The sequence below is a fragment of the Corynebacterium epidermidicanis genome (assembly GCF_001021025.1).
Classification (GTDB): Bacteria; Actinomycetota; Actinomycetes; order Mycobacteriales; family Mycobacteriaceae; genus Corynebacterium; species Corynebacterium epidermidicanis.
Map to the genome: position 1 here is coordinate 2,523,772 of NZ_CP011541.1, position 25,876 is coordinate 2,549,647.

A 25,876-nucleotide genomic window follows, 5' to 3' on the forward strand; every position below is an offset into this window, starting at 1 on the left:
GGTTAAAGCTGGTGGCCCAGCTTGAATTCGCCCTTCTTCCACTCCGGCATGTCCTCGGTGTCGTCCTTCCGGGTGTAGGAAAAACCGTCGGCGCCGATAGTTTCTTCCAGCTCAGAGGCATCAGTGCGGGCGACGAGTGGCACGAGGTTGCCGTCGAGGTCGAGCACGCGGGAAGCGTCGGTGTACCAGGATGGTACGACCGGGGTGCCCCACCAGTCGCGACGCTGGTTGTCATGCACATCCCAGGTCACGCGTGGGTTGTCCGGGTCGCCGGTCCAGTAGTCCTGGGTGTAGATCTCCACGCGGTGGCCGTCTGGGTCGCGCAGGTAGAGGTAGAAGGCGTTGGAAACACCGTGGCGACCCGGGCCACGCTCAATGTGGTCGGAGAGGCGCAGCGCGCCGAGCTTGTCGCAGATGGCGAGGATGTTGTGCTTCTCATGCGTGGCGAACGCGATGTGGTGCATACGTGGGCCATCGCCACCGGTCATTGCCGTATCGTGCACGGTTGGCTTACGACGCATCCAGGCAGCGTACTGGGTGCCTTCCTCATCCTGGATGTCCTCGGTAACGCGGAAGCCGAGGTCTTCCATGTACTTCACAGCCTTCGGCACATCTGGGGTGACCTGGTTGAAGTGGTCGAGACGGACCAGTTGGCCAGGGCAGGTGAGGTGGTAGTGCCAGGCCAGACGCTCGACGTGGTCCACATCGTAGAAGAACTCGTATGGGAAGCCGAGCGGATCCTGCACACGTACCGAGTCACCGATGCCTTTAACAAAGCCGTCCTTGCGTCGCTCAACTCGGCAGCCTAGCTCGCGGTAGAACGCCTCGGCCTTGTCCAGGTCTTCTGGGGTGCGCACGCGGTAGGAGAACGCCGCCACCGCAGCTACCTCGCCTTGGCGCAGCACCAGGTTGTGGTGAATGAACTCTTCAGAGGTGCGCAGGTAGATAGCGTTATCGTCCTCGGTGGTGACGGTAAGCCCGAGCACGTCAACGTAGAATTCGCGGGACTTGGCCAGGTCAGTCACCACGATTTCCATGTAGGCACAGCGGATGATGTCTGGAGCTTCAGCAGCAGGGGTTGGGAAGAAGTCGGTCATGGTTGGTTTCCTTCAAATGAGTAGGGCGAACTACCCGCGGGGGAGGCCTCGCGGGCGTCGATTAGGCTGGGGTACTTAGTCCTGCTTGCCGAAGACAGGGTTGTGGACGGCGCCGAGATTGATGTGGACGGCCTGTTGATCGGTGTAGAAGTCGATCGAGCGGTAGCCGCCCTCATGGCCGAGGCCGGATGCCTTCACTCCACCGAACGGGGTGCGCAGGTCGCGAACGTTGTTGGAGTTCAGCCACACCATGCCGGCTTCGACGTTCTGGGCGAAGTTGTGCGCGCGCTTCAGGTCGGAGGTCCAGACGTAGGCCGCCAGGCCGTACTTGGTGTTGTTGGCCAGCTCAAGAGCCTCTTCTTCGGTGTCAAACGGGGTGATCGCGACGACCGGGCCGAAGATTTCCTCCTGGAAGATCCGAGCGGTTGGTGGCACGTCGACGAAAACGGTCGGTGCCACGAAGTTTCCCTCCGGGAAACCTTCCGGACGACCGCCACCTGCGACGAGGCGTCCTTCAGACTTACCGATCTCGACATAGGACATGACCTTTTCGAAGTGCTCTGGGTGGACCAGGGCGCCGACCTCGGTCTTCGGGTCAGATGGCAGGCCCACGCGGACACGCTTCGCCTGAGCTGCGTACTTCTCGACGAACTCGTCGTAAATCTCGCGCTGGACCAGGATGCGCGAGCCCGCAGTGCAACGCTCACCGTTCAGGGAGAACACGCCGAAGATGCAGGCGTTAATCGCTTCATCGAGGTCGGCGTCGGCAAAGACGATCGCTGGGGACTTGCCGCCCAACTCCATGGATAGGCCCTTGAGGTAAGGAGCGGCATTGCCGAAAATGATCTGGCCGGTGCGGGACTCGCCGGTAAAGGAGATCAACGGAACGTCCGGGTGCTTAACCAGCGCATCACCGGCCGTCTCACCGAAGCCGTTGACCAGGTTGAACACGCCCTCTGGCAGGCCGGCTTCTTCGAAAATGCCCGCCCACAGTGATGCTGACAGCGGGGTGAATTCCGCCGGCTTGAGCACTACGCAGTTGCCGGTAGCAATCGCCGGCGCCAGCTTCCAGGACTCCAGCATGAATGGGGTGTTCCACGGAGTGATGAGGCCGGCAACACCGATAGGCTTGCGGTTAACGTAGTTGACCTGGCGGCCAGGCACCTTGTAGGTGTCATCTGCCTGGGCGACGATGAGGTCCGCGAAGAAGCGGAAGTTCTCCGCCGCGCGACGGGCCTGGCCCAGCGCCTGAGTGATCGGCAAGCCCGAGTCAAAGGACTCCATCTCAGCCAGGATTTCCTCGCGAGACTCTACGATGTCCGCGATCTTGTGCAGCACGCGGGAACGCTCGCGCGGCAGCATCTTTGGCCACGGACCTTCCTTGAAGGCCTTGGTAGCGGCGGCAACTGCGGCGTCGATGTCTTCCTTCTTGCCGGATGCGGCCTGAATGTAGTCCTCGTTGGTGACTGGGTTGAGCACCCCGAAGGTGTCCCCGTCGATCGAGTCGACGAACTTGCCGCCGATGTAGTGCTGAATCTTTTCTGGCAGATGTGCTGGTTTGTTCATGGTTAATCCTTCTCAGTGTGGTGTGCGTTCTTTGCTAGGTACTTTTCGATAGTGCGCAACCTGTGCGCACGCGCGAGCTTTTCGACGTATTCCGCCTCGGCCTGAATCTCAATGAGCTGCAGCAATTGAGTGTGTTCTTTCACTGATGTGGCAGCTCGTTCCGGCACAAATGCGAAAGTGGATTCGCGCAGGTAGTTAAGCCGATCCCATTCGGAGTTAATCAATTCCACCAGGTGGCTGTTGGGACAAGCCTCATACAGCACGCTGTGGAATTTGCGATTAAGGATCGTGAATTCTCGTGGGTTGAGGTCGACGAGGCACTGATGCATTTCCTCGTTCAACTCGGTCGCATGCTCGATTTGTGCCGTTGTCACAAATGGAGCCGCCAGCGCGGTGGCGTTGCCTTCGAGCACACCCAGGGTATGCATGGAGTTGACATAGGCGCTGCTATCAATCATTGCGACCCGCGCGCCGACGTTTCTTTCGAACGTCACGAGCCCCTCTGCTTCCAGCTGGCGGATCGCTTCCCGAACTGGGACGACCGAGACGCCTAGTTCTTTGGCAATTTCCGCCAACACCAACCGGTGTCCCGGCGCGAATTCACTAGACAGGATCCTGGTGCGCACAAATTCATGCGCACGCTCCGTCTTGGAAAGCCCTACGCTATTGAGTTGTGGAAGGGGGTTGGTCATGGTTTCTATTGTGGCTCTACCGCTGGCTGCGGGTGCTCAACAAGCCAAGCCTCAAACTCCTCCTTCCAGGTGCCGACCGGTGGGAACAGCCCATCTACTGGGTGCCCTTCGGCAACGCGCGCTGCTACCCATTCGTCTTCGTATTCCTTCTTCAGGGCAGCGTCAGCAACTTCTTCAGCCAGCTCTCGGGGGATCACGATCACGCCGTCGTCGTCGCCGACGATCACGTCACCTGGAATCACGGTGGCATTGCCGCAGCCGATGGCAACATCCATTTCCCACGGGACGTGTTTGCGGCCAAGGACCGCGGGGTGCGCTACCTGTCCGAATACCGGAAGTCCAATCTCCTGTACCGCGGCGTAGTCGCGGATGCCACCATCGGTGACCACTCCCGCCGCCCCGAGGTGCTTCGCGCGCAACGCAAGCACGTCACCTAGGGTGCCGGAACCCGACTCCTGGCGTGCTTCGATGACCAGTACTTCTCCTGGCTTCACGGAGTCAAACGCCTGCTTCTGCGCGTTGAACCCGCCACCGAATTTCTTGAACAGGTCTTCGCGTCCCGGTAAGAAACGCAGGGTCTTGGCGACCCCGACCATCTTGGTACCAGGGGTCTGCGGATGCACCCCTTCGATCACAACCTGGTTGAGCCCCCGGTTGCGCAGCTGCGCCGAAAGTCCGGCCGTCGGGGCAGCCAGCAGCTTTGCCCGCAGCGACGGGCTAATCGCGTTTTCGTCAGCAGACAGTCCGGCAGCCTCGCGGGAGCCGTAGGCTTCCTCGCGTTGCTTGTCGTCCTGGTGTGGCAGCATGCCGATTTCCGGATCGAATCCGCCTGGACCAGTAACAACGGTGCTGCGCAGCTTGCCGGAGCTTAGCCCCAAGCTCGGAGCGTCGACTTCAATTTCCACGACGTCACCAGGATGGATCACGGTGGAACCGGCCGGGGTGCCCGTCAGGATGATGTCCCCTTCTTCCAGCGTCATGTGCTGGGAAAGGTCTGCAACAAACTGTGCGAGCGGGAAGATGAGATCTTCATCTGAAGTGCCCCCTTCCTGCGCCAATTCGCCATTCACCCAGGTGCGGATGCGCAGCTGCGTCGGATCGACCGCCTGGGCGTCGATAAGCTCCGGCCCGAGCGGCGTGTAGCCGTCGCGCGACTTTGAGCGGGTGTTGGAGCCCTTGTCTTGGGCGCGGTAGTCGTAGATGCCGAGGTCGTTGGACGCGGTGACATACGCCACGTGCTCCCATGCTTGCTCGAGGCTCACGCGGTGCGCGGGCTTTCCGACGATCAACGCGATCTCGCCCTCAAATGCCATGAGCTCGCAGCCTTCCGGCAAAACCACATCGCTACCAGATGCAGCCAGCGAGCTGGTGGCCTTCAGAAAATAGGACGGTTGCTTCGGACGACGACCGCGCTGCGCGGCTCGTGACTCGAAAGCCACGTGCACCGCGATCACTTTGCCCGGTTTCACCGGCAGATTGGGGGGATTTGTCATGGAACGTCCTCTGAGGTCAGGGGCCCTAAGTGGGTATCGATTGCGAGTGCGCTCTTGACTCACTGACCGAATCGTATATGATTCTTGCAACCGGCGCAAGTAATCTACATCACGTAAGTCACCTAGGTGGCTACTGGTCACAGAGTGGCTTGGCGCAGCTCACAGGAAATCGGATACGAGCGAGAAAGCACGACATTCATGACAACTAGCAATGCAACCAAAGCAGCCGTGTCCCCGGGACGGCCCGGGACGTCGACAAGCGGCCAGCAAGCAAAAGAGCAGCGACGAGTGGCGGCTGCCACGATCGTCGGAACGGCAATTGAGTGGTATGACTTCTTCCTCTACGCTTCGGCCGCTGGCCTGGTGTTTAAGAAACTCATGTTCGGGCCAATGGGGCCTGGAGCTGCCACGATCGTTTCATTCCTCACTGTTGGCTTGAGCTTTTTGTTCCGCCCGCTCGGCGCTTTCCTGGCTGGCCACTACGGCGACAAGTTCGGCCGACGAAAGATCTTGATGGTCACACTGATCGCGATGGGCGCTGCCACCACAGCCATCGGTTTCCTACCGACCTACGCCACCATCGGTATCGCATCGCCAATCCTGCTGGTCTGCCTACGCATCATCCAGGGCATTTCTGCAGGTGGCGAATGGGGTGGCGCGGTACTGATGGCCGTGGAACACGCACCCAACGACCGGCGTGGTCTCTACGGCTCCTTCCCACAGATCGGCGTGCCACTTGGTTTGCTGATGGCATCCGGAATGCTGACCATCATGGCGAAAGTTGCCCCTGGCGACGCATTTTTGGACTGGGGCTGGCGCGTCCCATTCCTCCTGAGCTTCGTGCTGATCCTGGTCGGTTTCGTCATTCGTCACGGCGTGGAGGAGTCCCCAGTGTTCGCCGAGATCGCCGAGCGTGCTGAGACCGTGAAGCAGCCGATCGGCAAGCTGCTGCGGGAACACCCGCTCCTCGTACTGGTAGCCGCGCTTATCTTCGCAGGTAACAACGCAGTGGGCTACATGACCACAGGTGGCTACATCCAGAACTACTCCACTGATCCAGACGGCCCAATCGGACACCAGCGCAGCGACGTCCTCCTCGCTGTCACCGTCTCGGCCGCAACCTGGCTAGTGTTCACCCTGCTCGCCGGCTGGCTGTCCGACATCATCGGTCGTCGCAACACCTACATCATCGGCTTCATGCTGCAGATGCTCGGCGTGTTCCTGCTCTTCCCACTGGTCAACACTGGAACTCTGGGCAACCTCTACTTGGCACTGATTTCGCTCACGGTGGGACTGGGCCTGACCTACGGGCAGCAATCGGCCCTCTATGCTGAACTTTTCCCGGCCTCCATTCGCTTTTCCGGCGTATCAATCTCCTACGCGATTGGCGCGATCATGGGTGGTGCTTTCGCCCCCACCATCGCGGCTTACCTAGTGCAGAGCACCGGCACCACACAAGCAGTGACCTGGTATTTGGCCGGAATGACGCTGCTCGGCCTCATCGCCGTCCTCGGCCTGAAGGACCGCCGCGGTATCCCACTTGGCCCAGACCACGAGGCCGAACAGGCCGTGAGCCCACTGGTGGGCTTCAAACGGGTCTAACCGCCCCGAGCCCTTGACAGGCACAGTGCGAGCCCAGCGTCGAGCACTGTGCGCCCCAACGCGCGAAACATGCTGCACGACACAGCTCTAAGATTCTTGTCATTAGCGCCACACAAGCGGGCACGATAATATACGATTTGAGATATTGTTTGAGATCCGCGCCACAAACCGTATTTTTTAGCATTAGGAGCACATGATGCACTTCCATCACCACGGATACGTTTCTGAAGACCCCCGCACCTTGCCAGCAGCGGGCGTGGGGCTCAATCGACCGACCGAGCTGCCAGATGAGATGGATGTGCTTATCGTCGGCACCGGACCTGCCGGGATGATCGCTGCCGCCCAGCTTTCGATGTACCCGAATGTGCATACCCGGATCATCGATCGTCGCCCTCATCGACTAGAGATCGGACAGGCTGATGGCATCCAGGCCCGCAGCGTGGAGACTTTCCAAGCCTTCGGCTTCGCAAATGAGATCACCGACGAGGCCTACCGCATCACCGAGATGTGCTTCTGGAAGCCAAACCCGGAAAACCCAGCCGAAATCATTCGCACTGGTCGCGCGCCCGACGATCCGAATGGAATTTCCGAGTTCCCGCACCTCATCGTGAACCAGGCCCGAGTGCTCGACCACTTCGCCGCCTTCATGAAGCGTTCCCCATCCCGTATGGAGCCCGACTTTGGCTGGGAGTTCGTTAGCCTGGAGGTAGCCGATGAGAACGCCGGCGAAGAATACCCCGTTTCAGTCACACTGCGTCGCACGTGCGACGTGGATGAAGGCACAGAACGCGTCGTCAAGGCAAAGTACGTGGTGGGCTGCGATGGTGCCCGCTCCAAGGTGCGCAAGTCCATTGGCCGCGTGCTCGCTGGAGATGCCGCTAACCACGCTTGGGGTGTCATGGATGTCCTGGCCAACACCGACTTCCCGGACATCCGCACGAAGTGCGCGATCCAGTCGTCTTCCGGAAGTATCCTATTGATCCCGCGCGAAGGCGGCCATCTGTTCCGCATGTATGTCGATCTTGGCGTGGTCCCGGAGGGCGATAACGGCAAGATCCGCGAAACGTCAATCGAGCAGGTCATCGCGAAGGCAAACGAAATCATGGCGCCGTACTACGTGGACGTCAAGAACGTCGCGTGGAGCTCGGTGTACGAAGTCGGCCACCGTGTCACCAACCACTTCGACGACGCCTCCGACATCGGCGGCAACCCTCGCGTCTTCATCACCGGCGACGCCTGCCATACCCACTCCGCGAAGGCCGGCCAGGGCATGAACGTGTCCATGCAAGACGGGTTCAACATTGCGTGGAAGCTCGGTGCGGTGCTCAGTGGCCAGTCGCCATCCGAGCTGCTCAAGACCTACTCTGCCGAGCGTCAGGTGGTCGCGCAGAACCTCATCGACTTTGACAAGGAATGGTCTACCTTGATGGCCAAGCCTGCCGAGGAGTTCGAGGATCCGAAGTTCCTGGAAGAGTTCTACGTCAAGACCGCGGAGTTCCCAGCCGGCTTCATGACGCAGTACACCGACTCCCTCATCACCTTTGGCGAATCTCGCCAGGAGCTGGCCACCGGATACCCACTTGGCAAGCGCTTCAAGTCTGAGCTCGTCTCCCGCGTCTCGGACGGTAACCCCATCCACCTGGGCCACCAGGCTACCGCGGACGGCCGCTGGCGTGTCTACGTTTTCGCCGACGCTGCCGGCCAAAAGATCAACGACTGGGCCGCCTGGTGGTCAGACTCCGACAACTCGCCACAGCGCCACACCCCAGCTGGCGACACCGACGCGCTTTTCGACGTCCGGGTGATCTACCCTCGTCCGCACGCAGAGATTTCTATTCCTGAGGTGCCATCCGCGTTCAAGCCCGTGGTAGGCGCATTCGACATCGAATACTGGGAGAAGGTCTATGGCGTGAGTGAGAAGCACAACATCTTCGCTGATCGTGGAATCGGAGCTAAGGGGGCCGTAGTGGTTGTTCGACCTGACCAGTATGTCGCCGGCATCTTCGGCCTGAACGAGACGGAGGCACTGGCCGAGTTCATGAACCCAATCTTCGGCGGATAATTACGGGTTTTTCCACGAGCCGAGTAGCCGCTGCCCAGTTAACCGGGCGGCCGTTACTCGGCTGTCGTTTGCGCTGTTTCTAATGCCATTGCCTGTTCGATGCGCTTATCTGGAACGATCCACATGATGGCTACGCCGACGAAGCAAACAAAGGCAATTGCTGGGTGCACGAACGCACCGACCATGCCTACGACATAAGCTACCGTTGATATTTTCCCCTTCATATCATTGCCGATCGCCTTGGCCAACGGCGAGTCCGGCCCGCATTGGGTGAGCACTTGGTTTTGCAGGATGAAATAGGACACCGCACACATCAACAGCACGGCACCGTAAGTCACTGCAGGAACTACTGCAAACGGGTTGGTCCCAGTCCACGCGGTAGTAACTGGGATCAAGGACATCCAGAATAGCCAGTGCAGGTTTGCCCAGAGAATATGGCCCTTGACCATAGGCAAGGCATACAGCAAATGGTGGTGGTTCGCCCAGTAGATACCTACGTAAATAAAGCTAAGTAGATAGTTGATCAGCTCGGGGCCGAGCAGCCGGATGGCATCGAAATGGACCCCTTCCGGGGTACTAATACCCAAGACCATGATGGTAATGATGATGGCGAGGACGCCGTCACTAAAGGCCTCAAGGCGATTTGTTGTCATGAACCGTTAGTTTAGTCGCAAGCACTCGTGTCCGGGCACTAAATTGTGCCGTTTTGATGAAATGACAACAAAAGGCGGGTACACTTTGAGGCAAATGGCGGCAAAGCTTGATCTACCGCTGCCCACGTCGCTCACTATTAAGGAGAATACATGCTAAAGCTAGCGCCAGAGCCAATTCGCGATCAGCAGGATGACCACCTATTGACGCCAGAAAATTGCGCCATCGTCTTCATTGACTTCCAAGAAGGCCAGTACGCCACCGTGGGGTCAGCCACCTCGAAGGAGATCAACCTTGGTGCTGTCACCCTGGCCAAACTCGCCACCGCTTACGAGATTCCTACCGTGGTGACCACAGTCGCCGTCGATATGGGCGTCAACGAGGCAACCGTCCCGGAAATCATGCGGGAGCTGCCAGGTGTGGAACAGATTGACCGAACTGGTGTTAATAGCTGGGAAGATGCTGACTTCCGCGCAGCCATCGAGGCCACCGGCAAGAAGAAGATCGTGATGGCTGGACTGTGGACCGAGGTCTGCCTCGCCTTTCCGACGCTCGACATGCTCCGCGAAGGATATGAGATCTACCCGGTCATTGACGCTGTAGGTGGCGTGTCATCGGTGACCCACGAAACCGCGATCCAGCGCATGCTCCAGGCGGGCGCGCAGCCGATTACGTCGCTAGCCTTGGGGTGCGAGCTGATGCGCAATTGGGCTCGCGAGGACGCAGACAAGTACCGCGTCATCATTAATGACTACTTCCGGCGCAAGCGTGCCATTGGGGCAGCATCGGGCGATTTGTTCCACAACTAGAACTGAGGAGAAGAAATGACTTTGAAAGACAAGACTGGCGCTGAAGTCGATGTCACTAAGGAGGACAGCTCCTACGTGATTCGCGACGATGCCGGCAATAAGCTTGGCGCGACCTGTTTCATGGAGCATGAGAACGAGCGCGTGTTCTATCACACCGAAATCGGTGATGAATTCAGTGGCCGCGGCCTAGCGACCGTACTGATCGCAACCGCACTAGATGACACTTTCAATGAAGGCAAGACAGTAGTACCGGTGTGCCCCGCGGTAAAGCACTACGTTACTCATCACCCAGAGGAACTGGGTGGCGAGGTCCGCAAGCCCACCACCGCCGACATTGATTTTGTAAGGTCCAATCTGTGAAACCAAACCGTCCATATCTCGACAAAACCGACAACGCAACGTATAAGGCCATGTTCCAGGCTGCCAAGATGGCGCGGGAAAATGCACTGGCAGTGGGCCTTGACGTTGCGACCATCGAGCTCATCAACACTCGGTGCTCCCAGCTCAACGGCTGCGTCACGTGCCTGAGCTTGCACGTGCCGGCGGCACGAAAAGCTGGTGTGTCCCAGCAAAAGCTCGATGTGCTGCCGGCATGGCGCGAAGCAAACGTGTTTAGCGACCGCGAGCGGGCCTTCCTGCAGATCGCAGAACTAGCGACGATCATGAATCCCGCACGGCCGTTAGACCCAGAATTCGACCAGCTCAGCAGCTGCTTATCGACGGCTGAAGTGGCTGCCGCGGAATGGGTTGCCGTAGTGATCAACGCCTTTAATCGGGTATCGATTTTGAGTGGGCACCCTGCGTTGGGGACGCGTGAAGGCTAGTCGTTGCGGTAGGGATGCAAGGAATCCGGTAGCGGGCCACAGGTTGTGGTTGCTACCGGATTGTTTGTGTTTTGTGGAGCATAGGAGAATCGAACTCCTGACCTTCTGCTTGCAAAGCAGATGCTCTACCAATTGAGCTAATGCCCCGTGTTGTAAGGGTGTGCAAGGCCCGAGAACAAATGGTGTGTTTGTTTCGGGCCTTGCACGTGGTTTTTAAGTTTTTTGGTCGGCGGTGACCTACTCTCCCACACCCTCCCGGGTGCAGTACCATCGGCGCTGGTGGGCTTAGCTTCCGGGTTCGGAATGGGACCGGGCGTTACCCCACCGCTGTTGCCACCGACACATCTTTGTTTGTGTGTGTGGTGTTGTGTCAGTTACTGCATAGTGGACGCGTGCTTTTTGTTCTTGTTTTGTGTTTGTTGTTGGGTGTTGTTGGTTTTTTGTTGGTGTATTAGTACCAGTCACCTGCACACATTGCTGTGCTTCCAGATCTGGCCTATCAACCCCATAGTCTATGGGGAACCTCGAAAGAAACCTTATCTTGAAACAGGCTTCCCGCTTAGATGCTTTCAGCGGTTATCCCTTCCGTACGTAGCCAACCAGCCATGCACCTGGCGGTACAACTGGCACACCAGAGGTACGTCCGTCCCGGTCCTCTCGTACTAGGGACAGCCTTTCTCAAGTTTCAACGCGCGCGGCGGATAGAGACCGAACTGTCTCACGACGTTCTAAACCCAGCTCGCGTGCCGCTTTAATGGGCGAACAGCCCAACCCTTGGGACCTACTCCAGCCCCAGGATGCGACGAGCCGACATCGAGGTGCCAAACCATCCCGTCGATATGGACTCTTGGGGAAGATCAGCCTGTTATCCCCGGGGTACCTTTTATCCGTTGAGCGACACCGCTTCCACAAGCCAGTGCCGGATCACTAGTCCCGACTTTCGTCCCTGCTCGACCTGTCAGTCTCACAGTCAAGCTCCCTTGTGCACTTACACTCACCACCTGATTGCCAACCAGGCTGAGGGAACCTTTGGGCGCCTCCGTTACTCTTTGGGAGGCAACCGCCCCAGTTAAACTACCCACCAGGCACTGTCCCTAACCCAGATCATGGGCCGAGGTTGAGATGTCCAATACGATCAGAGTGGTATTTCAACAACGACTCACACACAACTAGCGTCATGTGATCACAGTCTCCCACCTATCCTACACAAACCGTACCGAACACCAATACCAAGCTATAGTGAAGGTCCCGGGGTCTTTTCGTCCTGCCGCGCGTAACGAGCATCTTTACTCGTACTGCAATTTCACCGGGCCTGTGGTTGAGACAGCAGGGAAGTCGTTACGCCATTCGTGCAGGTCGGAACTTACCCGACAAGGAATTTCGCTACCTTAGGATGGTTATAGTTACCACCGCCGTTTACTGGGGCTTAAATTCTCCGCTTCGGTGTTACCACCTAACAGGTCCTCTTAACCTTCCAGCACCGGGCAGGCGTCAGTCCGTATACATCGACTTATCGTCTTCGCACGGACCTGTGTTTTTAATAAACAGTCGCTTCCCTCTATTCTCTGCGACCACAACCAGCTCGAAACCAGTTTGTCACCAGTCGTGGTCCCCCTTCTCCCGAAGTTACGGGGGCATTTTGCCGAGTTCCTTAACCACAGTTCACCCGAACGCCTTAGTATTCTCTACCTGACTACCTGTGTCGGTTTGGGGTACGGGCCGAATATGCACATCGCTAGAGGCTTTTCTCGACAGTACAGGATCACCAACATCAACCAAACGGTCTACGCATCACGCCTCACCCTTTACATGCAGTCCCGGATTTACCTAGGCTGCAGGCTACACGCTTACACCACAATCCAATAAGTGGCTCGGCTACCTCACTGCGTCACCCCATCACTAAGCTACTACCAGATCAGGCCCCACGCATCACCACAACCACAATGTCAAAGACACTTATAGCCACGGCTTTGGGTGGTTAGTATCACTGATTCACCTTTGGCGCGCACACTCGGGTACGGGAATATCAACCCGTTATCCATCGACTACGCCTGTCGGCCTCGCCTTAGGCCCCGACTCACCCTGGGAAGATTAGCTTGACCCAGGAACCCTTAGTCATCCAGCGGATAAGTTTCTCACTTATCATTCGTTACTCATGCCTGCATTCTCACTCGCACACACTCCACAATCAGGTCACCCTACTGCTTCACCACGTGCACGACGCTCCCCTACCCAACCACCAAAAGATGGTTGCCGCGGTTTCGGTGGTGTACTTGAGCCCCACTACATTGTCGGCGCAGAACCACTCGACCAGTGAGCTATTACGCACTCTTTCAAGGATGGCTGCTTCTAAGCCAACCTCCTGGTTGTCTTCGCGATCCCACATCCTTTTCCACTTAGTACACCCTTAGGGACCTTAACCGGCGATCTGGGCTGTTTCCCTCTCGACTACGAAGCTTATCCCCCGCAGTCTCACTGCCATGCTGCTCTTTATGGCATTCGGAGTTTGGCTGACGTCGCTAAGATGATAGTCCCGCTAAACCAACCAGTAGCTCTACCTCCACAAAGGAACACACAACGCTGCACCTAAATGCATTTCGGGGAGAACCAGCTATCACGGAGTTTGATTGGCCTTTCACCCCTACCCACAACTCATCCCCTCAGTTTTCAACCTAAGTGGGTTCGCGCCTCCACAACCTCTTACAGCTGCTTCACACTGGCCATGGGTAGATCACCCCGCTTCGGGTCCAAGACATGCCACTAAAAACACACTAGTTAGTATTCGCTTTCGCTACGACTCCCCCACAACGGGTTAACCTCGCGACATGCCGCTGACTCGCAGGCTCATTCTTCAAAAGGCACGCCATCACCCCACAAAGAGGCTCTGACGGATTGTAAGCACATGGTTTCAGGTACTATTTCACTCCCCTCCCGGGGTACTTTTCACCATTCCCTCACGGTACTAATCCGCTATCGGTCACACTGAGTATTCAGGCTTACCGGGTGGTCCCGGCAGATTCACAGCAGATTTCACGGGCCCGCTGCTACTCGGGAAAGCAATCACACAACCAACACGCATTTTCAGGTACCGGGCTCTCACCGTCTACGGCAGGCGTTTCCACACCACTTCCCCTAACACACATTGACATCATGAGTGGCACGGCAGCACCACAACAATCACTCCCCACAACCCCACACACGCAACCCCTGCCGGGTATCACACGCATGCAGTTTAGCCACCATCCGCGTTCGCTCGCCACTACTAACGGAATCACACTTGTTTTCTTCTCCTACGGGTACTGAGATGTTTCACTTCCCCGCGTCAACCCCCACACCCACTATAGATTCATGGGCAGGTAACCACACACAACCGTGGCTGGGTTTCCCCATTCGGACACCCTCGGATCAACGCTCTATTGGCAACTCCCCGAGGCTTATCGCAGCCTTACACGTCCTTCATCGGCTCAGTATGCCAAGGCATCCACCATGTGCTCTTACTAAAAAACCAACACACAAAAAACACTAAAACACAAAAAATAAAGAAAAATGCTCGCGTCCACTATACAGTTCTCACACAACACGCACAACCACCCACACCACACCACCAACACGGCAGCACAGCACAGACAGCCACACACAGGAAACACACGAATGCATGCCCCAGACACCCAACAGCGCACCAAGCACACACAATTTTTGATCATGACAACCCACACCACCACGGCGCGGGGTTGGCCTCCACCCGATTACAACACCACCAGTAAAACACTCGTTTACTCAAGCAGCGAAAAACAAGCCTGCAACCACAGGCCCATAAAAATAAAACTCCATAGAAAGGAGGTGATCCAGCCGCACCTTCCGGTACGGCTACCTTGTTACGACTTCGTCCCAATCACCGATCCCACCTTCGACAGCTCCCCCCACAAGGGTTAGGCCACTGGCTTCGGGTGTTACCGACTTTCATGACGTGACGGGCGGTGTGTACAAGGCCCGGGAACGTATTCACCGCAGCGTTGCTGATCTGCGATTACTAGCGACTCCGACTTCATGGGGTCGAGTTGCAGACCCCAATCCGAACTGAGGCCGGCTTTCAGCGATTAGCTCACCCTCACAGGCTCGCAACGCGTTGTACCGACCATTGTAGCATGTGTGAAGCCCTGGACATAAGGGGCATGATGATTTGACGTCATCCCCACCTTCCTCCGAGTTAACCCCGGCAGTCTCTCATGAGTCCCCACCATCACGTGCTGGCAACATAAGACAAGGGTTGCGCTCGTTGCGGGACTTAACCCAACATCTCACGACACGAGCTGACGACAACCATGCACCACCTGTACACCAACCACAAGGGAGGACGTATCTCTACGCCTATCTGATGTATGTCAAGCCCAGGTAAGGTTCTTCGCGTTGCATCGAATTAATCCACATGCTCCGCCGCTTGTGCGGGCCCCCGTCAATTCCTTTGAGTTTTAGCCTTGCGGCCGTACTCCCCAGGCGGGGCGCTTAATGCGTTAGCTACGGCACAGAAGTCGTGGAAGACCCCTACACCTAGCGCCCACCGTTTACAGCATGGACTACCAGGGTATCTAATCCTGTTCGCTACCCATGCTTTCGCTCCTCAGCGTCAGTTACTGCCCAGAGACCTGCCTTCGCCATCGGTGTTCCTCCTGATATCTGCGCATTTCACCGCTACACCAGGAATTCCAGTCTCCCCTACAGCACTCAAGTTATGCCCGTATCGCCTGCACGCCCGAAGTTAAGCCCCGGGATTTCACAGACGACGCGACAAACCACCTACGAGCTCTTTACGCCCAGTAATTCCGGACAACGCTCGCACCCTACGTATTACCGCGGCTGCTGGCACGTAGTTAGCCGGTGCTTCTTATACAGGTACCGTCACATAACGCTTCGTCCCTGTCGAAAGAGGTTTACAACCCGAAGGCCGTCATCCCCCACGCGGCGTCGCTGCATCAGGCTTGCGCCCATTGTGCAATATTCCCCACTGCTGCCTCCCGTAGGAGTCTGGGCCGTATCTCAGTCCCAATGTGGCCGTACACCCTCTCAGGCCGGCTACCCGTCGACGCCTTGGTAGGCCATTACCCCACCAACAAGCTGATAGGCCGCGAGCTCATCCCACACCGCAAAAGCTTTCCACCACACACACTAAAGCATGGTGAATATTCAGTATTAGACCCAGTTTCCCAGGCTTATCCCAAAGTGCAGGGCAGATCACCCACGTGTTACTCACCCGTTCGCCACTCGAGTACCCCGCAAGCAGGGCCTTTCCGTTCGACTTGCATGTGTTAAGCACGCCGCCAGCGTTCATCCTGAGCCAGGATCAAACTCTCCATAAAAGAACGATCAAAATAATCAGAACTCAAGAAAAGCCCAACTACCTGACAAAAACAAACAACCAGCAAAAAAAAATTCACTAAATTGTCCAAAAAAAACGTGATGACAAACAGATCCGACGAGGAAAAACCCGCCACCACAAAAAATTGAGTACTAATGCTTACACAGACCACTCCTGGCCTGCCGGCACCAACACACAACCAAAAACAAAAAAAGTACTTGGCACACTATTGAGTTCTCAAACAACACACGCACACCCCACCAGCAACCACACAACATGGCCACAATGAAGCGTCCTGGGTTTTGTTCCGCTTCTTATACGGGGGTCAGCTCGCTGACCCGGGTGTGATTATACATATCGATGATCTCTGCAGGGCTCTTATATCCGAGGGCTTCGTGGAGGCGCTCGTGGTTCCACCAGTGGACCCAGTTCAACGTCGCAAACTCGACCTCGGTCAGTGAGAACCAGGGCTGGGAATAGATCAGCTCGGCTTTGTACAGGCCGTTGACAGCCTCGGCTAGCGCGTTATCGTAGGAATCACCCACGCTCCCGGTGGAGGGCTTGATCCCGTAGTCAGCGAGTTTCTCGTTGTAGGCAACACTCGTGTATTGCGAGCCATGATCGGAATGATGCGTCAGATCCACCAGAGTATCTTTCGCTCCCTGAATGGCCTGCTCGAGTGCCTCTAGTGGTAGCGCCTCGGTTTTCATCGAAGAACGCGTCGCCCAACCCACAATCTTGCGGCTATACACATCAGTAACGAACGCTGTATACACGAAGCCGGATAGGGTTCGTACATACGTGATATCAGCAACCCACAGCTGGTTGGGCCTACTGGCCTTGAACTGCCGATTGACCAGATCCGGACGAGAATCTACTTCCTGAACGGGCCGGGTTGTGATTGGGGCGCGTCCCCGGCGAACACCCTCAATTCCACCGATTCTCATGAGCCGAGCCACCTGGTCACGGCCAACATCCCAACCAGCACGCCGCACTGCATGCCACATCTTCCGCACCCCGTAGACGCTGTAATTCTTGGTGTGGATCTTCTTGAGCTCATCGATCAGGATCCTGTCTCGTATGCTTCTGGCGCTCGCTGGCCTGCTCTTCGCCAGCCGGTAGCCACGAGAGGTGATAAACCCTCCCTCCAGACTCACGCCCAATACCCGGCAAATCGGCTCGACCCCGAAACGATCCCTATACTCATCAATATAAGCAATCATTATCGGGCCGGACGGTCGAGCTCCGCTGCGAAAAAAGCCGAAGCAGTCTTCAAAATCTCATTCGCCCGCCGCAACTCCGCAACCTCGCGTTTGAGCCGTTTAATCTCCTCATGCTCTTCACGCGTAAGCCCCTGCCGTTCACCCGCGTTCACTAAATGCTGCTCGTACCAGCGGCGCAGCGATTCATTCGCGATCCCTAGCTTCGGTGCGATCTCATTGACCGCCTGCCACTGAGAACACGAGCCATCATCGGCTAAACGATCGATCAGCATCCGCACCGCGCGATCCTTGAACTCCTGTGAATACCTCTTGGCCATGTTCCAATCCTCTCAAAAGTGAGTAGGAACAAAACCCAGGACGCTTCAACAAAGTAAAGGAGACAGCCAGCAACATGTTTTCCTACCGCCACACACTCACAAAGCGGGGCGTTGTCGGTCGCGCTGACCCACATAAAGTTACACACCACCCAAACAAAACACAAACACCCAGCTCAGATGACGTATTTTCAACTAAAGAATGGCGCGCCTAGGCACATGGTTTTGGGTTACCCGACGGCGGACCGGACCTTCGAGAATGAACCCGACGCCAATTAGGGTTACAGCGACAACGTAAAACAGTGCCGAGTTCTCCCAGATCACCGCTAGCCAGATCCCCACCATTCCGGTTGCCCCGGACGCCACGCCGATTCCCGCGCACACCACCCAGGCCTTGGCTTGAAAAACAACGACGTTCATCAAGGAAAGCGTCGGCAGTAGCGATGCAAGCACCATAAGTGCGAGCCCGAGTGCCGAGATGGGCGGCTGGAAGGTGAGCCAATATAGCGTCGTTAGGCCCAGGAGGAGTGCGAGCGCCACGGCGTCGCTAAGCCAAGCCAGTTTGATCCACTGTTCGCGCGGGCGACCTAGGGCTACCCAGGACTGCAGGTTGGTGAAGCTCCATAGCGGGGCGATCCAGAGCAGTGCTACACCCATTCCGAGGAACCCGGCTAGATCTTCCAGAGCAGTGTCCTGTCGGATCGCCACCACCAAAATCACTAGCGCGATGAAGGCAAATACCAGCCAGGGCGCCACCATTGGTGCCAGCACGCTGCCCAGCCAAGCTGGAGAGGTTGGTCGATTGGTGGCGCTTACACCACCCCAGATACGCCTTGATCCAGCCAAATTTTTGCTGTTCAGCCACATTCCGACAGCGACCCCGACCACAAAGACCAACATGTAGCCTAACGGGCGTTCATTGCCGAAGATGTAGGGAAGCACGAGCATCAACACGCCAAAGAAGGCGGAAGCGATGAGATAGTCACGCAACCATTGCTTATGCGTGAGGTTGAGCGCCCGATACTTTACCTCCACGACTCCGGTGAGCCAGGGGAGCACGAAGTGCCAGATCGTCAGCACTAGCGGCGTCAAGGGCCCGTCGATATGTATTACTGCACCATAAAGAAGACACATCAGCTGCAGTGGCAAGAAAGCAGGCTCAAAGATGAGTTGAAAGCGGAATTTCATTTAGCTCGCCTCCGCTCTTTCGAGTTGGCGCGAGAGCGCGAGCACGGCCGTCTCCAGGTCTACATTCTCCGAGCGGAAACCGCTGGGTATGCGGTCGAGTTTGGCTGCGTCAACCAGGACTCGGCTGTATCCAGCGGCATCTTCCTGGCCTAGGATGTTGCCACCTAGAAGTTCTAGTTTGCTGGTTGGCCCGGTGAGTGCGACGACCCTTTCTTGCAGTTCGGGGGACGTTGCTGACAGTGGGATCCGGCCGTCGTAAAGCAAGTGCACGGCATCCAGCACACGGGCGGTTTCGTTGATGTGGTGCGTAGAGATGAGGAAGGTGCGAGGCTTTAGCTGCTGTTCCTCAAGTATGAGGCGGTAGAGCAGCTCGCGTCGTTCGGCGTCGATACCGAGATATGGCTCGTCGAGCAGGGTGACGTCACAGCGAGACGCGAGCCCGAAGCAGACGAACATTGCCGAGCGCTGCCCCAAGGACAGCTGCTGGTTCGGCTTCTTCACGTCGAGGTCAAAAATCTGCGCCAGCTCATAGGCGCGCGCTTCATCGAAGCTCGTCCAGCGCTGCGCACCGAGGCCGAACAGGCGCTTGGCGCTCCACCTCGGCATGATGGTGAGGTCATTACCAGCGAGGATCGTGCGCGACATCGTGGCTTCATTATCGAAGACTTCGTTTCCAAACGCCCGCACCGAGCCTTGGTATTTTTGCTGGCCGGCCAGCACCCGCATCAACGTGGTCTTTCCCGAACCGTTCGGGCCGACCAACCCGTGGATCAGCCCTTCCTCCAGCACGAGGTCAAGCTCGGTCAAGACAGGTTGTTGATATGAGACAGTGAGGTTTTGCGCTCTAATCATGGTTGCTCCTGGTAGAGACCGCGGGATTCCGCGACTCGGTCGATGAGTTCGTGCAGATCCGTCCGGGACATCTCGAGCTTGACCGCCTCGTCCACGAGCGGGGCAAGGTAGGTGGCCGGGAAAGCTTCTCGACGCCGTTCGACAATCAAACTGTGGGCTGCTTCGGTGACAAACATTCCGATCCCTCTGCGTTTTTCGAGCACGCCGGCGTCGACAAGCAATGTCAGTCCTTTGCGTGCGGTGGCTGGGTTTATGCGATGGAAACTGGATAGTTCGTTGGTGGAAGGTGCTCGGTCGCCTGGTCTCAGGGTCCCGTCGAGGATGGAATCTTCGACCAGGTCAGCAATTTGGCGAAACAAAGGTGCGGCTGATTCGTCCACGACACGTCCTAGCTAGTTGGTTGGTTACTCATGTAACTAACCATATAACCTTGGTGGCGCGTGGCGCAACCCCCCGAATTGTGGAAAAAATTATGGAACCCCACTCCGCGGGTAAAAACACCTGCGCACACCCTCCAAATCTTCCCCAAATCCCGCAGAAGCCCCACCCGCGGACCGGAAATTTTTACCCCTTTTTCTGCGTTTTAAGGCATGCTGGAAGCTAACAAACTTTAGTTACAAAAAATGAACGGAAATTAGGAGCCATGCTTGAGCGCACACAAGTGTTTGTGGACACCTCTTACCTACTCGCCAGTTTTTACAACTCATGGGAAACCGGAGCTAGAGCACAATTAGAAATTGATCTACCCGAGGTCGTTGCCGTCCTCGGCAACATGATCTCCACTCAAATCGGACAACCTATCCATCGCCAGTTCTGGTACGACGGCATCCCAGATACCGGCCCACACCGTTACCAACGAGCACTCCGTACCTGCGACGGCGTGCAGCTCCGCGCAGGCCAACTCATTGAATGGGGCGAACGGCGCACCCAAAAGGCCGTAGACACCCGACTCGTAGCAGACCTCGTACTCGCCGGCGTCCGGGGAACGTGCTCCGACATCGTGCTGGTTTCCGGCGATGCCGACATGATCCCCGGCGTGCAAGAGGCCGTCAACGCAGGCGTCCGAGTACACTTGTACGGATTTGGCTGGGATTCCATGTCGTCAGCGCTGCGCCACGCCTGCGATTCCACCACCATCCTGGACCCCCGAGAAGACTTCGCGGAGTGCATGCAACTCCAGCCGCTGGAAGGGCCACTGCCTCCAGTCGTGCGTACCAAGCCAATTGGCGACGCCGAACCGATCGACAACGACGGCACCACCAGCTACAACGACGCCGAGGCACACTTCCCCACCCGCCCCGGAGAACCTGCCACGGAGGACGACGCTCGAGCGCAATCGGCACAGCTCAGCCACGTCGAGCAAGCCGACACCAGCATTTCCACCGACGCTCCCGTCGTGGCTAGCCCAGCTGCAGAACCCGCGCCACCGAAGCACTGCATCGAAGACGAAGGCACCGCAAAGCCAGCTCCGGGTCCAAAACCCGCCACAATAACTGTTCCTTCTCCGGCACTGCTAGCACAGCAAGCAGAAGCCGCTCAGGCATCCGAGGTAGAGGAAAAGCTGCGCACTCAGCTCAACAACAACGATGCGCCGAGCAGCACGGATTCCGCCGATACCGACGATCGTCCACGTCCAGCACCGAGCCCGTCGATGATGGCACCTCGCCGCAAGCTACGCTCGCGCTACGTACCGCTTCCCAATGAAGTATGGGCATCCGCAGGATTCCAAACTCCTTACGACGTCGGCCAACAGTATGCCTCGTGGTGGTATGACAATGCTGCTTCAAACGAGCAGCGTGACAACGCCCACCTATTCTCCGGCGGCGGACTTCCCCCCGAGATTGACCGACCATTGCTGCAGTTCGCCTGCGAAACACTGCACGAATACACGCTCACCGAATCCCAGCGAGTGAGCTTGCGCGACGGCTTCCACTCCGGGATCCGGGGCGTGCTCATCAATCTCAACCGAGGGCAATAACGCAGCCCAGGTGCCCCACGCCGCAGGCCGCCGGGCGCCCCAAAAACCAAGCCGCTACCTAGGAAGAAATCCTCAGTAGCGGCTTCGTTCGCTTCCAAGCTCCCGCAATGACACCTACGGTTAAACCTCAGGCTTGCTCTCCGCCTCGCCTTCCGGCTTGGCTGCAGTGTCAGCATCGGCACCACTGGTCAGTTCCCCGGACTTGCCCTTATTGAGCTCGGCTCGGATCTCTTCCAAACGTGCATTGGCCTTGAAATCAGTCCCAGCCTGTTGGATCTCCGCCATCCGGCCCGACATCGAAGACTCCGTGAGCTCCTGGGCACCCAAGGCATTGGCGTAACGACGTTCAATCTTGGCGCGCACCTCATCAAGGGTTGGCACCGAGTCATCTTCCTTGAACTGTCCGATCGTGTCCATCGCTTTGGTGGTGGACTCTTGCATCGCAGCCTGGTCAGCTTGGGCGCGCAACTCATCGATCTGCGCGAGCTGCTCTTTCAGTCGCATCTCCGATTCTGCCTGCTGCTTCTTAGCCTGTTCAGCCGCGGCCTGGGCTTGCGAATACACCGCCTTAGTGTCCTCGAGCTGCTGCTCACAAGCCACCAACTGCGAAGCAAAAATCTCCGCCGTGTTTGTGTACTTCGCCTGCTCCGCCGGATCGGTGGCCGAGTCTGCTAGCTGGATGGCTTGTCGTGCCTTGTCCTGGAGCTGCGCTTGTTGCTTCACCAGGCGATCAAGCTGCATTTCTAGCTGGCGCTGGTTGCCAATCACCGCAGCGGCGTGTTCAGTAATTTGTTGGTGCTGCTTCTTGGCAGCCTCAGTAGCTTGCTGAATTTGCACCTTAGGATCGGCGTTTTCATCGATTTTCTGATCCAAGGATGCGGTTAGGTATTTCCAACCTTTTGCAAATGGATTTGCCATCGAGATGCCTTCTTTCTAACCGTGGTTTTCGCGCAGGGCGTGCGCCTGAAATAACTTAAAGAAACGCAAATAAGTTATCGCCGATTGTACTGAGATTATGAGTCTTGTGCAGGACTAATAGGCAAAACAAAGCGCCCTGCGAGCACGCGTGGTGCTAACAGGGCGCAATTACGTGCCCACCCTATTTCGACCCGTACCGAAGTGAATAGGGCGGGCGAAACGCGTCGATAAGGCAGGCTAGCTTTCCTTATTTTGCTCGGCGATCTGGCGACGCACGTCATCCATGTCTAGCGCCTTGACCTGGGAAACTAGATCTTCAAGCGCAGCTGCGGGCAACACTCCAGCCTGGCGGAAGACCATGATGCCGTCACGGAAAGCCATCAAGGTAGGGATAGATTGAATTTCCAATGCCCCGGCAAGTCCCTGGTTGGCATCGGTATCTACTTTGGCGAAAACGAGGTCTTCATTGTTCTCAGAAACCTTTTCAAAAATAGGCGCGAACTGGCGACAAGGGCCGCACCAGGTAGCCCAAAAATCCACAAAGACGATGCCGCTATCCATCACGGTGGATTCAAAGTCAGCTTCGGTCAGGTTAACAATTGCCATGGGTGGCCTCTTTCGTCTGTCGTTCGCTTACACGTCTGCGAGCTGTGGTCGCTGTCAAGGGTATCAACCAGACCTAAGTGGCGAATATTCCCACCGCCCTCTCGCGACCAAGCCGGCAAGCACCGTGTGATCTCGAGCACGAATTTTCCCTTTTGTAGGTGACAGGTCAATAATGACAATCAGATAAGCAATCACGCATTCGCCGAAGTGGCGGAGGCAACAAGACTATATCCACGCGCGAGAGGGGTAGCACATTGAGCCAGAAGTATTACCACGTTAACGGAATGACCTGCGAACATTGCGCGAAGGCTGTTGCTGAAGAAGTCAACGATGTCCTGGGCACTCAAGGTGTCGAAGTCGACTTCGCCACCGGACAGATGATCGTGACCGGCGAAGGCTTTACCGACGCCGCGATCAAGAACGCGGTCGAAGAAGCAGGCTACCACGTCGTCGAGAATTAACCCCTAAATTTCTTCCCCGCTTGGCTTAGTAATGTAACGTGCGTTACATGTCAGTTAAGCCAGCGAATAGCGATCGCGCCTGGCTGCCGATCGCGCTCGGCATGTTTATCATCGCCGCCGGTGCCAACGCCTACGCCCCGATGCTCCAGGTGTATCGAATTTCCTCGCAGCTCAGCGAGCACATCGTCACCTTCCTGCTCGGGGCGTACGTGCTGGGACTGATTCCTGCTCTCCTCATCGCCGGCCCACTTTCCGACCAACTCGGCCGCCGCCGGTTCATGCGCATCGCTTTCGTCGCTTCGTTGGCCGCTTCTGCTCTGCTCGGGGCAGCCGCACTTATCGACGTCCCCGCCCGCATCGCCCTGTTAACCCTGGGAAGATTCGTCTGCGGGATCTCCGTCGGCTGCGTCATGGCGTCCGGAGCAGCCTGGCTAAAGGAAGTTTCCACTGGTCCGGCTGCGGTAGCGGCCCGGAGAGCGACCGTAGCCACCTCAGCTGGGTTCGGGCTCGGCCCTCTCTTCTCTGGCGCCATCGCGCAGTGGCTGCCATGGAATATGCTGCTGCCCTGGGCGGTGCATTTCGTGTGCGCTGCAGTCATCGCAGTCTTGGCGTGGCACACGCCCGAAGCCGCCCGGGAAGCCAAAGAGCGCTCGTCGTTTCGGCTACCACCAGCGGCATTTACACCGAGGTTCTTGTGGTCGGTAGCCGCGTGGGCACCTTGGGCCTTCGGCTGCGCCACGACCTCTTTTGCCACGTTGGCAGGTCTGACCGCGGACAAGACGACGCATCGAATCGCCTACGTTGGACTCATCGCCGCGGTAACCATGCTGTCCGGAGTTTTCATTCAACCATTGGTGTCAAAACTGGGCGATGGATTCGTCCCGCCCGCGGTCCTCGGACTGGGATTGGCGTTCGTCGGCATGCTCGTGGCCTGGCACATTGCCCACTCCGTCGGGCTGGGATGGATGTTTGTTGCAGCAGTATTCTTAGGATGCAGCTATGGCACGATGATGGTCTCTGGGTTAAGGGAGGTCGAGCGCATCGCCCCACCTGGCGATCTCGGCGCGTTGATCAGCGTGTTCTATTCCCTGACGTATGTGGGTTTCTTTGCGCCATTCGTGCTCTCGATACTTGGGCCCGCCTTTGGCTACAGCAACATCTTCCTGTTCGGAGCAGCGGTTATCGTGGTGTCGGTCTTTCCGGTCACGTACGTTATTAAGTCACACTCGCCACGCTAAACCCCCCAAAGACCACTAGAGTCGACGGATATGCGCGCATACACCCTAAAATCTTACGGTTCCCCCGCTGCTCTCGAGCTAGTCGGCTCCGGTAAAGGCAAGGCCGGAAAAACCGTCGTCGAAATCTAGACGAATTTCACGCGGTTCTTGATTGAACCGAGGCCATCGATCTCGATCTCGACGGTTTCGCCGTCGCGAAGATAACGCTTCGGGTCCTGCGCGTGCCCCACCCCCTCTGGGGTGCCGGTAGCGATAACATCGCCCGGCTGGAGCGTGTAAATCCGCGAGATGAACTCGATAAGGTCACCCGGGCTGAAAATGAGATCACCGGTGGAATCCAGCTGCATGACCTCGCCATCCACGCGCGTGGTCAACGTAGCACCGGGTTGGAAATCGACATCCAGCCAGGGGCCGAAACCGGCGGTATTTTCGAAGGACTTCCCCTGGTGCCACTGCTGGGTCTGCTTTTGGAAGTCCCGCATGGTGAAGTCGTTGATGATCGTGTAGCCAGCAATAACACCATCGGCATCCTGCTTTGCGACGTTGCGTGCCGGGGCTCCGATCACCACGGCCATCTCGCCCTCAAAGTCCGCGCACTTATTGGCAAACTCTGGCACCTCGGCATCGTCATACGGTCCGATGAGAGCTTCCGGGAACTTGATGAACAGCGTGGGCACTTCCGGTTGCGCATGCCCCATCTCGCGGATGTGCTTGGCGTAGTTCAAGCCAACGCAGATGATTTTCCCTGGTCGCGGGATCACGGGAGCGAGATCCTCAGGATTGAACTCGAACTGCTCCGATTCTACGTCCAGCAGGACCTCGTACCACTGTTCGTCGTTAAGCAGTGCTCCGATGTCGGAAAAGCCCTCGATGGTGCGGGCGGTGGTTGGGCCGTCCACGATGATGGCTTGGGTGCCGGTGTTCGTGCGCAAGGTAGCAATTCGCATGG

The 25,876-nt window shown here is 57.3% G+C and carries 20 protein-coding genes, 1 tRNA gene and 3 rRNA genes; 8 read left to right on the forward strand and 16 right to left on the reverse strand.

All coding sequences use genetic code 11. The annotated features are described in order from the left end of the window. Positions 1–2: 2 nt before the first annotated feature. The 4 genes from hpaD to CEPID_RS11545 form a co-directional block, all read right to left on the reverse strand. Entirely contained in the window at positions 3–1,097 is a 1,095-nt protein-coding gene (gene hpaD / locus CEPID_RS11530; protein ID WP_047241085.1) for a 3,4-dihydroxyphenylacetate 2,3-dioxygenase, read from the reverse strand. A gap of 75 nt (positions 1,098–1,172) precedes the next feature. Further along, a complete protein-coding gene (hpaE, locus tag CEPID_RS11535; RefSeq protein WP_047241086.1) occupies positions 1,173–2,663 on the reverse strand; it encodes a 5-carboxymethyl-2-hydroxymuconate semialdehyde dehydrogenase in 1,491 nt (496 codons plus the stop codon). A gap of 2 nt (positions 2,664–2,665) precedes the next feature. Next, positions 2,666–3,355 (reverse strand): GntR family transcriptional regulator, encoded by a 690-nt coding sequence (locus CEPID_RS11540; RefSeq protein WP_047241087.1) that lies wholly within the window; start codon positions 3,353–3,355, stop codon positions 2,666–2,668. 5 nt (positions 3,356–3,360) lie between these two features. After that, on the reverse strand, positions 3,361–4,848 hold the full coding sequence (locus CEPID_RS11545; protein ID WP_047241088.1) for a fumarylacetoacetate hydrolase family protein: 1,488 nt from the start codon (positions 4,846–4,848) through the stop codon (positions 3,361–3,363). Between the two features lie 288 nt (positions 4,849–5,136). On the opposite strand from CEPID_RS11545, the gene CEPID_RS11550 reads away from it, so the two are divergent. Together CEPID_RS11550 and CEPID_RS11555 are read left to right on the forward strand one after the other, a co-directional pair. After that, positions 5,137–6,450, forward strand: coding sequence for an MFS transporter (locus CEPID_RS11550; RefSeq protein WP_236684337.1), 1,314 nt, complete (start codon positions 5,137–5,139; stop codon positions 6,448–6,450). A gap of 196 nt (positions 6,451–6,646) precedes the next feature. Next, positions 6,647–8,512, forward strand: a complete 1,866-nt coding sequence (locus CEPID_RS11555) for an FAD-binding monooxygenase (protein WP_047241555.1) — start codon at positions 6,647–6,649, stop codon at positions 8,510–8,512. Between the two features lie 53 nt (positions 8,513–8,565). Here the strand turns inward: CEPID_RS11555 and CEPID_RS11560 are convergent, their stop codons facing one another. After that, positions 8,566–9,165 (reverse strand): TMEM175 family protein, encoded by a 600-nt coding sequence (locus CEPID_RS11560; protein WP_047241089.1) that lies wholly within the window; start codon positions 9,163–9,165, stop codon positions 8,566–8,568. A 150-nt stretch (positions 9,166–9,315) separates the two neighbouring features. Here CEPID_RS11560 and CEPID_RS11565 point away from each other — a divergent pair, with 150 nt between their 5' ends. Genes CEPID_RS11565 through CEPID_RS11575 form a run of 3 tightly spaced genes read left to right on the forward strand, consistent with a single transcriptional unit; the run spans position 9,316 to position 10,796 of the window. Beyond that, positions 9,316–9,972, forward strand: a complete 657-nt coding sequence (locus CEPID_RS11565) for an isochorismatase family protein (RefSeq protein ID WP_047241090.1) — start codon at positions 9,316–9,318, stop codon at positions 9,970–9,972. Between the two features lie 15 nt (positions 9,973–9,987). Continuing rightward, positions 9,988–10,332, forward strand: a complete 345-nt coding sequence (locus CEPID_RS11570) for a GNAT family N-acetyltransferase (RefSeq protein ID WP_047241091.1) — start codon at positions 9,988–9,990, stop codon at positions 10,330–10,332. Further along, the gene (locus tag CEPID_RS11575; protein WP_047241092.1) at positions 10,329–10,796 is read left to right on the forward strand and encodes a carboxymuconolactone decarboxylase family protein; all 468 of its coding nucleotides are present in this window, start codon (positions 10,329–10,331) and stop codon (positions 10,794–10,796) included. The genes CEPID_RS11570 and CEPID_RS11575 overlap by 4 nt, the downstream gene beginning before the upstream one ends. 74 nt (positions 10,797–10,870) lie before the next feature. Here CEPID_RS11575 and CEPID_RS11580 read toward each other — a convergent pair. The 8 genes from CEPID_RS11580 to CEPID_RS11620 form a co-directional block, all read right to left on the reverse strand. Beyond that, positions 10,871–10,943, reverse strand: a tRNA-Ala gene (locus CEPID_RS11580). A gap of 77 nt (positions 10,944–11,020) precedes the next feature. After that, a 5S ribosomal RNA gene (gene rrf, locus CEPID_RS11585) occupies positions 11,021–11,137 on the reverse strand. A gap of 90 nt (positions 11,138–11,227) precedes the next feature. Next, positions 11,228–14,304 (reverse strand): 23S ribosomal RNA (locus tag CEPID_RS11590). Between the two features lie 325 nt (positions 14,305–14,629). Further along, positions 14,630–16,150, reverse strand: a 16S ribosomal RNA gene (locus CEPID_RS11595). Together the 16S, 23S and 5S rRNA genes with 1 tRNA gene alongside form the textbook arrangement of a ribosomal RNA operon. A 313-nt stretch (positions 16,151–16,463) precedes the next feature. Then, a protein-coding gene (locus CEPID_RS11600) for an IS3 family transposase (RefSeq protein WP_144413386.1) occupies positions 16,464–17,689 on the reverse strand; the annotation gives its coding sequence in 2 pieces (ribosomal slippage) (positions 16,464–17,410 and positions 17,410–17,689; 1,227 coding nt in all). Between the two features lie 192 nt (positions 17,690–17,881). After that, on the reverse strand, positions 17,882–18,874 hold the full coding sequence (locus CEPID_RS11610; RefSeq protein WP_047241093.1) for a hypothetical protein: 993 nt from the start codon (positions 18,872–18,874) through the stop codon (positions 17,882–17,884). Then, positions 18,875–19,726: an ATP-binding cassette domain-containing protein gene (locus tag CEPID_RS11615; protein WP_047241094.1), complete on the reverse strand. Its 852-nt coding sequence runs from the start codon at positions 19,724–19,726 to the stop codon at positions 18,875–18,877. Continuing rightward, positions 19,723–20,106, reverse strand: coding sequence for a GntR family transcriptional regulator (locus CEPID_RS11620; RefSeq protein ID WP_047241095.1), 384 nt, complete (start codon positions 20,104–20,106; stop codon positions 19,723–19,725). Before CEPID_RS11620 ends, CEPID_RS11615 begins: the two co-directional genes overlap by 4 nt. 263 nt (positions 20,107–20,369) lie before the next feature. Between CEPID_RS11620 and CEPID_RS11625 the strand changes: the two genes are divergently transcribed. Next, positions 20,370–21,704, forward strand: coding sequence for an NYN domain-containing protein (locus CEPID_RS11625; RefSeq protein ID WP_047241096.1), 1,335 nt, complete (start codon positions 20,370–20,372; stop codon positions 21,702–21,704). 120 nt (positions 21,705–21,824) lie between these two features. On the opposite strand, the gene CEPID_RS11630 is transcribed toward CEPID_RS11625, so the two are convergent. Together CEPID_RS11630 and trxA are read right to left on the reverse strand one after the other, a co-directional pair. Further along, a complete protein-coding gene (locus CEPID_RS11630) occupies positions 21,825–22,622 on the reverse strand; it encodes a PspA/IM30 family protein (protein ID WP_047241097.1) in 798 nt (265 codons plus the stop codon). A 237-nt stretch (positions 22,623–22,859) separates the two neighbouring features. Further along, the gene (gene trxA / locus CEPID_RS11635; RefSeq protein ID WP_047241098.1) at positions 22,860–23,228 is read right to left on the reverse strand and encodes a thioredoxin; all 369 of its coding nucleotides are present in this window, start codon (positions 23,226–23,228) and stop codon (positions 22,860–22,862) included. Between the two features lie 254 nt (positions 23,229–23,482). On the opposite strand from trxA, the gene CEPID_RS12635 reads away from it, so the two are divergent. Both CEPID_RS12635 and CEPID_RS11640 read left to right on the forward strand, forming a co-directional pair. Further along, positions 23,483–23,689, forward strand: coding sequence for a heavy-metal-associated domain-containing protein (locus CEPID_RS12635; RefSeq protein ID WP_407921601.1), 207 nt, complete (start codon positions 23,483–23,485; stop codon positions 23,687–23,689). Between the two features lie 47 nt (positions 23,690–23,736). Continuing rightward, on the forward strand, positions 23,737–24,927 hold the full coding sequence (locus tag CEPID_RS11640; protein WP_047241099.1) for an MFS transporter: 1,191 nt from the start codon (positions 23,737–23,739) through the stop codon (positions 24,925–24,927). Between the two features lie 125 nt (positions 24,928–25,052). On the opposite strand, the gene CEPID_RS11645 is transcribed toward CEPID_RS11640, so the two are convergent. Further along, positions 25,053–25,874 carry a fumarylacetoacetate hydrolase family protein gene (locus CEPID_RS11645; RefSeq protein WP_047241100.1) on the reverse strand — a complete coding sequence of 274 codons (822 nt, stop codon included), beginning with the start codon at positions 25,872–25,874 and terminating at the stop codon, positions 25,053–25,055. Positions 25,875–25,876: the final 2 nt, after the last annotated feature.

Bases quoted from the DNA above. Each gene is read 5' to 3' on its own strand.
- trxA (WP_047241098.1), bottom strand. From the start codon at position 23,228: ATGGCAATTGTTAACCTGACCGAAGCTGACTTTGAATCCACCGTGATG.
- CEPID_RS11625 (WP_047241096.1), top strand. From the start codon at position 20,370: ATGCTTGAGCGCACACAAGTGTTTGTGGACACCTCTTACCTACTCGCC.
- hpaD (WP_047241085.1), bottom strand. From the start codon at position 1,097: ATGACCGACTTCTTCCCAACCCCTGCTGCTGAAGCTCCAGACATCATC.
- CEPID_RS11565 (WP_047241090.1), top strand. From the start codon at position 9,316: ATGCTAAAGCTAGCGCCAGAGCCAATTCGCGATCAGCAGGATGACCAC.
- CEPID_RS11555 (WP_047241555.1), top strand. From the start codon at position 6,647: ATGCACTTCCATCACCACGGATACGTTTCTGAAGACCCCCGCACCTTG.
- hpaE (WP_047241086.1), bottom strand. From the start codon at position 2,663: ATGAACAAACCAGCACATCTGCCAGAAAAGATTCAGCACTACATCGGC.
- CEPID_RS11545 (WP_047241088.1), bottom strand. From the start codon at position 4,848: ATGACAAATCCCCCCAATCTGCCGGTGAAACCGGGCAAAGTGATCGCG.
- CEPID_RS11645 (WP_047241100.1), bottom strand. From the start codon at position 25,874: ATGCGAATTGCTACCTTGCGCACGAACACCGGCACCCAAGCCATCATC.
- CEPID_RS11560 (WP_047241089.1), bottom strand. From the start codon at position 9,165: ATGACAACAAATCGCCTTGAGGCCTTTAGTGACGGCGTCCTCGCCATC.
- CEPID_RS11630 (WP_047241097.1), bottom strand. From the start codon at position 22,622: ATGGCAAATCCATTTGCAAAAGGTTGGAAATACCTAACCGCATCCTTG.
- CEPID_RS11640 (WP_047241099.1), top strand. From the start codon at position 23,737: ATGTCAGTTAAGCCAGCGAATAGCGATCGCGCCTGGCTGCCGATCGCG.
- CEPID_RS11540 (WP_047241087.1), bottom strand. From the start codon at position 3,355: ATGACCAACCCCCTTCCACAACTCAATAGCGTAGGGCTTTCCAAGACG.
- CEPID_RS11615 (WP_047241094.1), bottom strand. From the start codon at position 19,726: ATGATTAGAGCGCAAAACCTCACTGTCTCATATCAACAACCTGTCTTG.
- CEPID_RS11610 (WP_047241093.1), bottom strand. From the start codon at position 18,874: ATGAAATTCCGCTTTCAACTCATCTTTGAGCCTGCTTTCTTGCCACTG.
- CEPID_RS11570 (WP_047241091.1), top strand. From the start codon at position 9,988: ATGACTTTGAAAGACAAGACTGGCGCTGAAGTCGATGTCACTAAGGAG.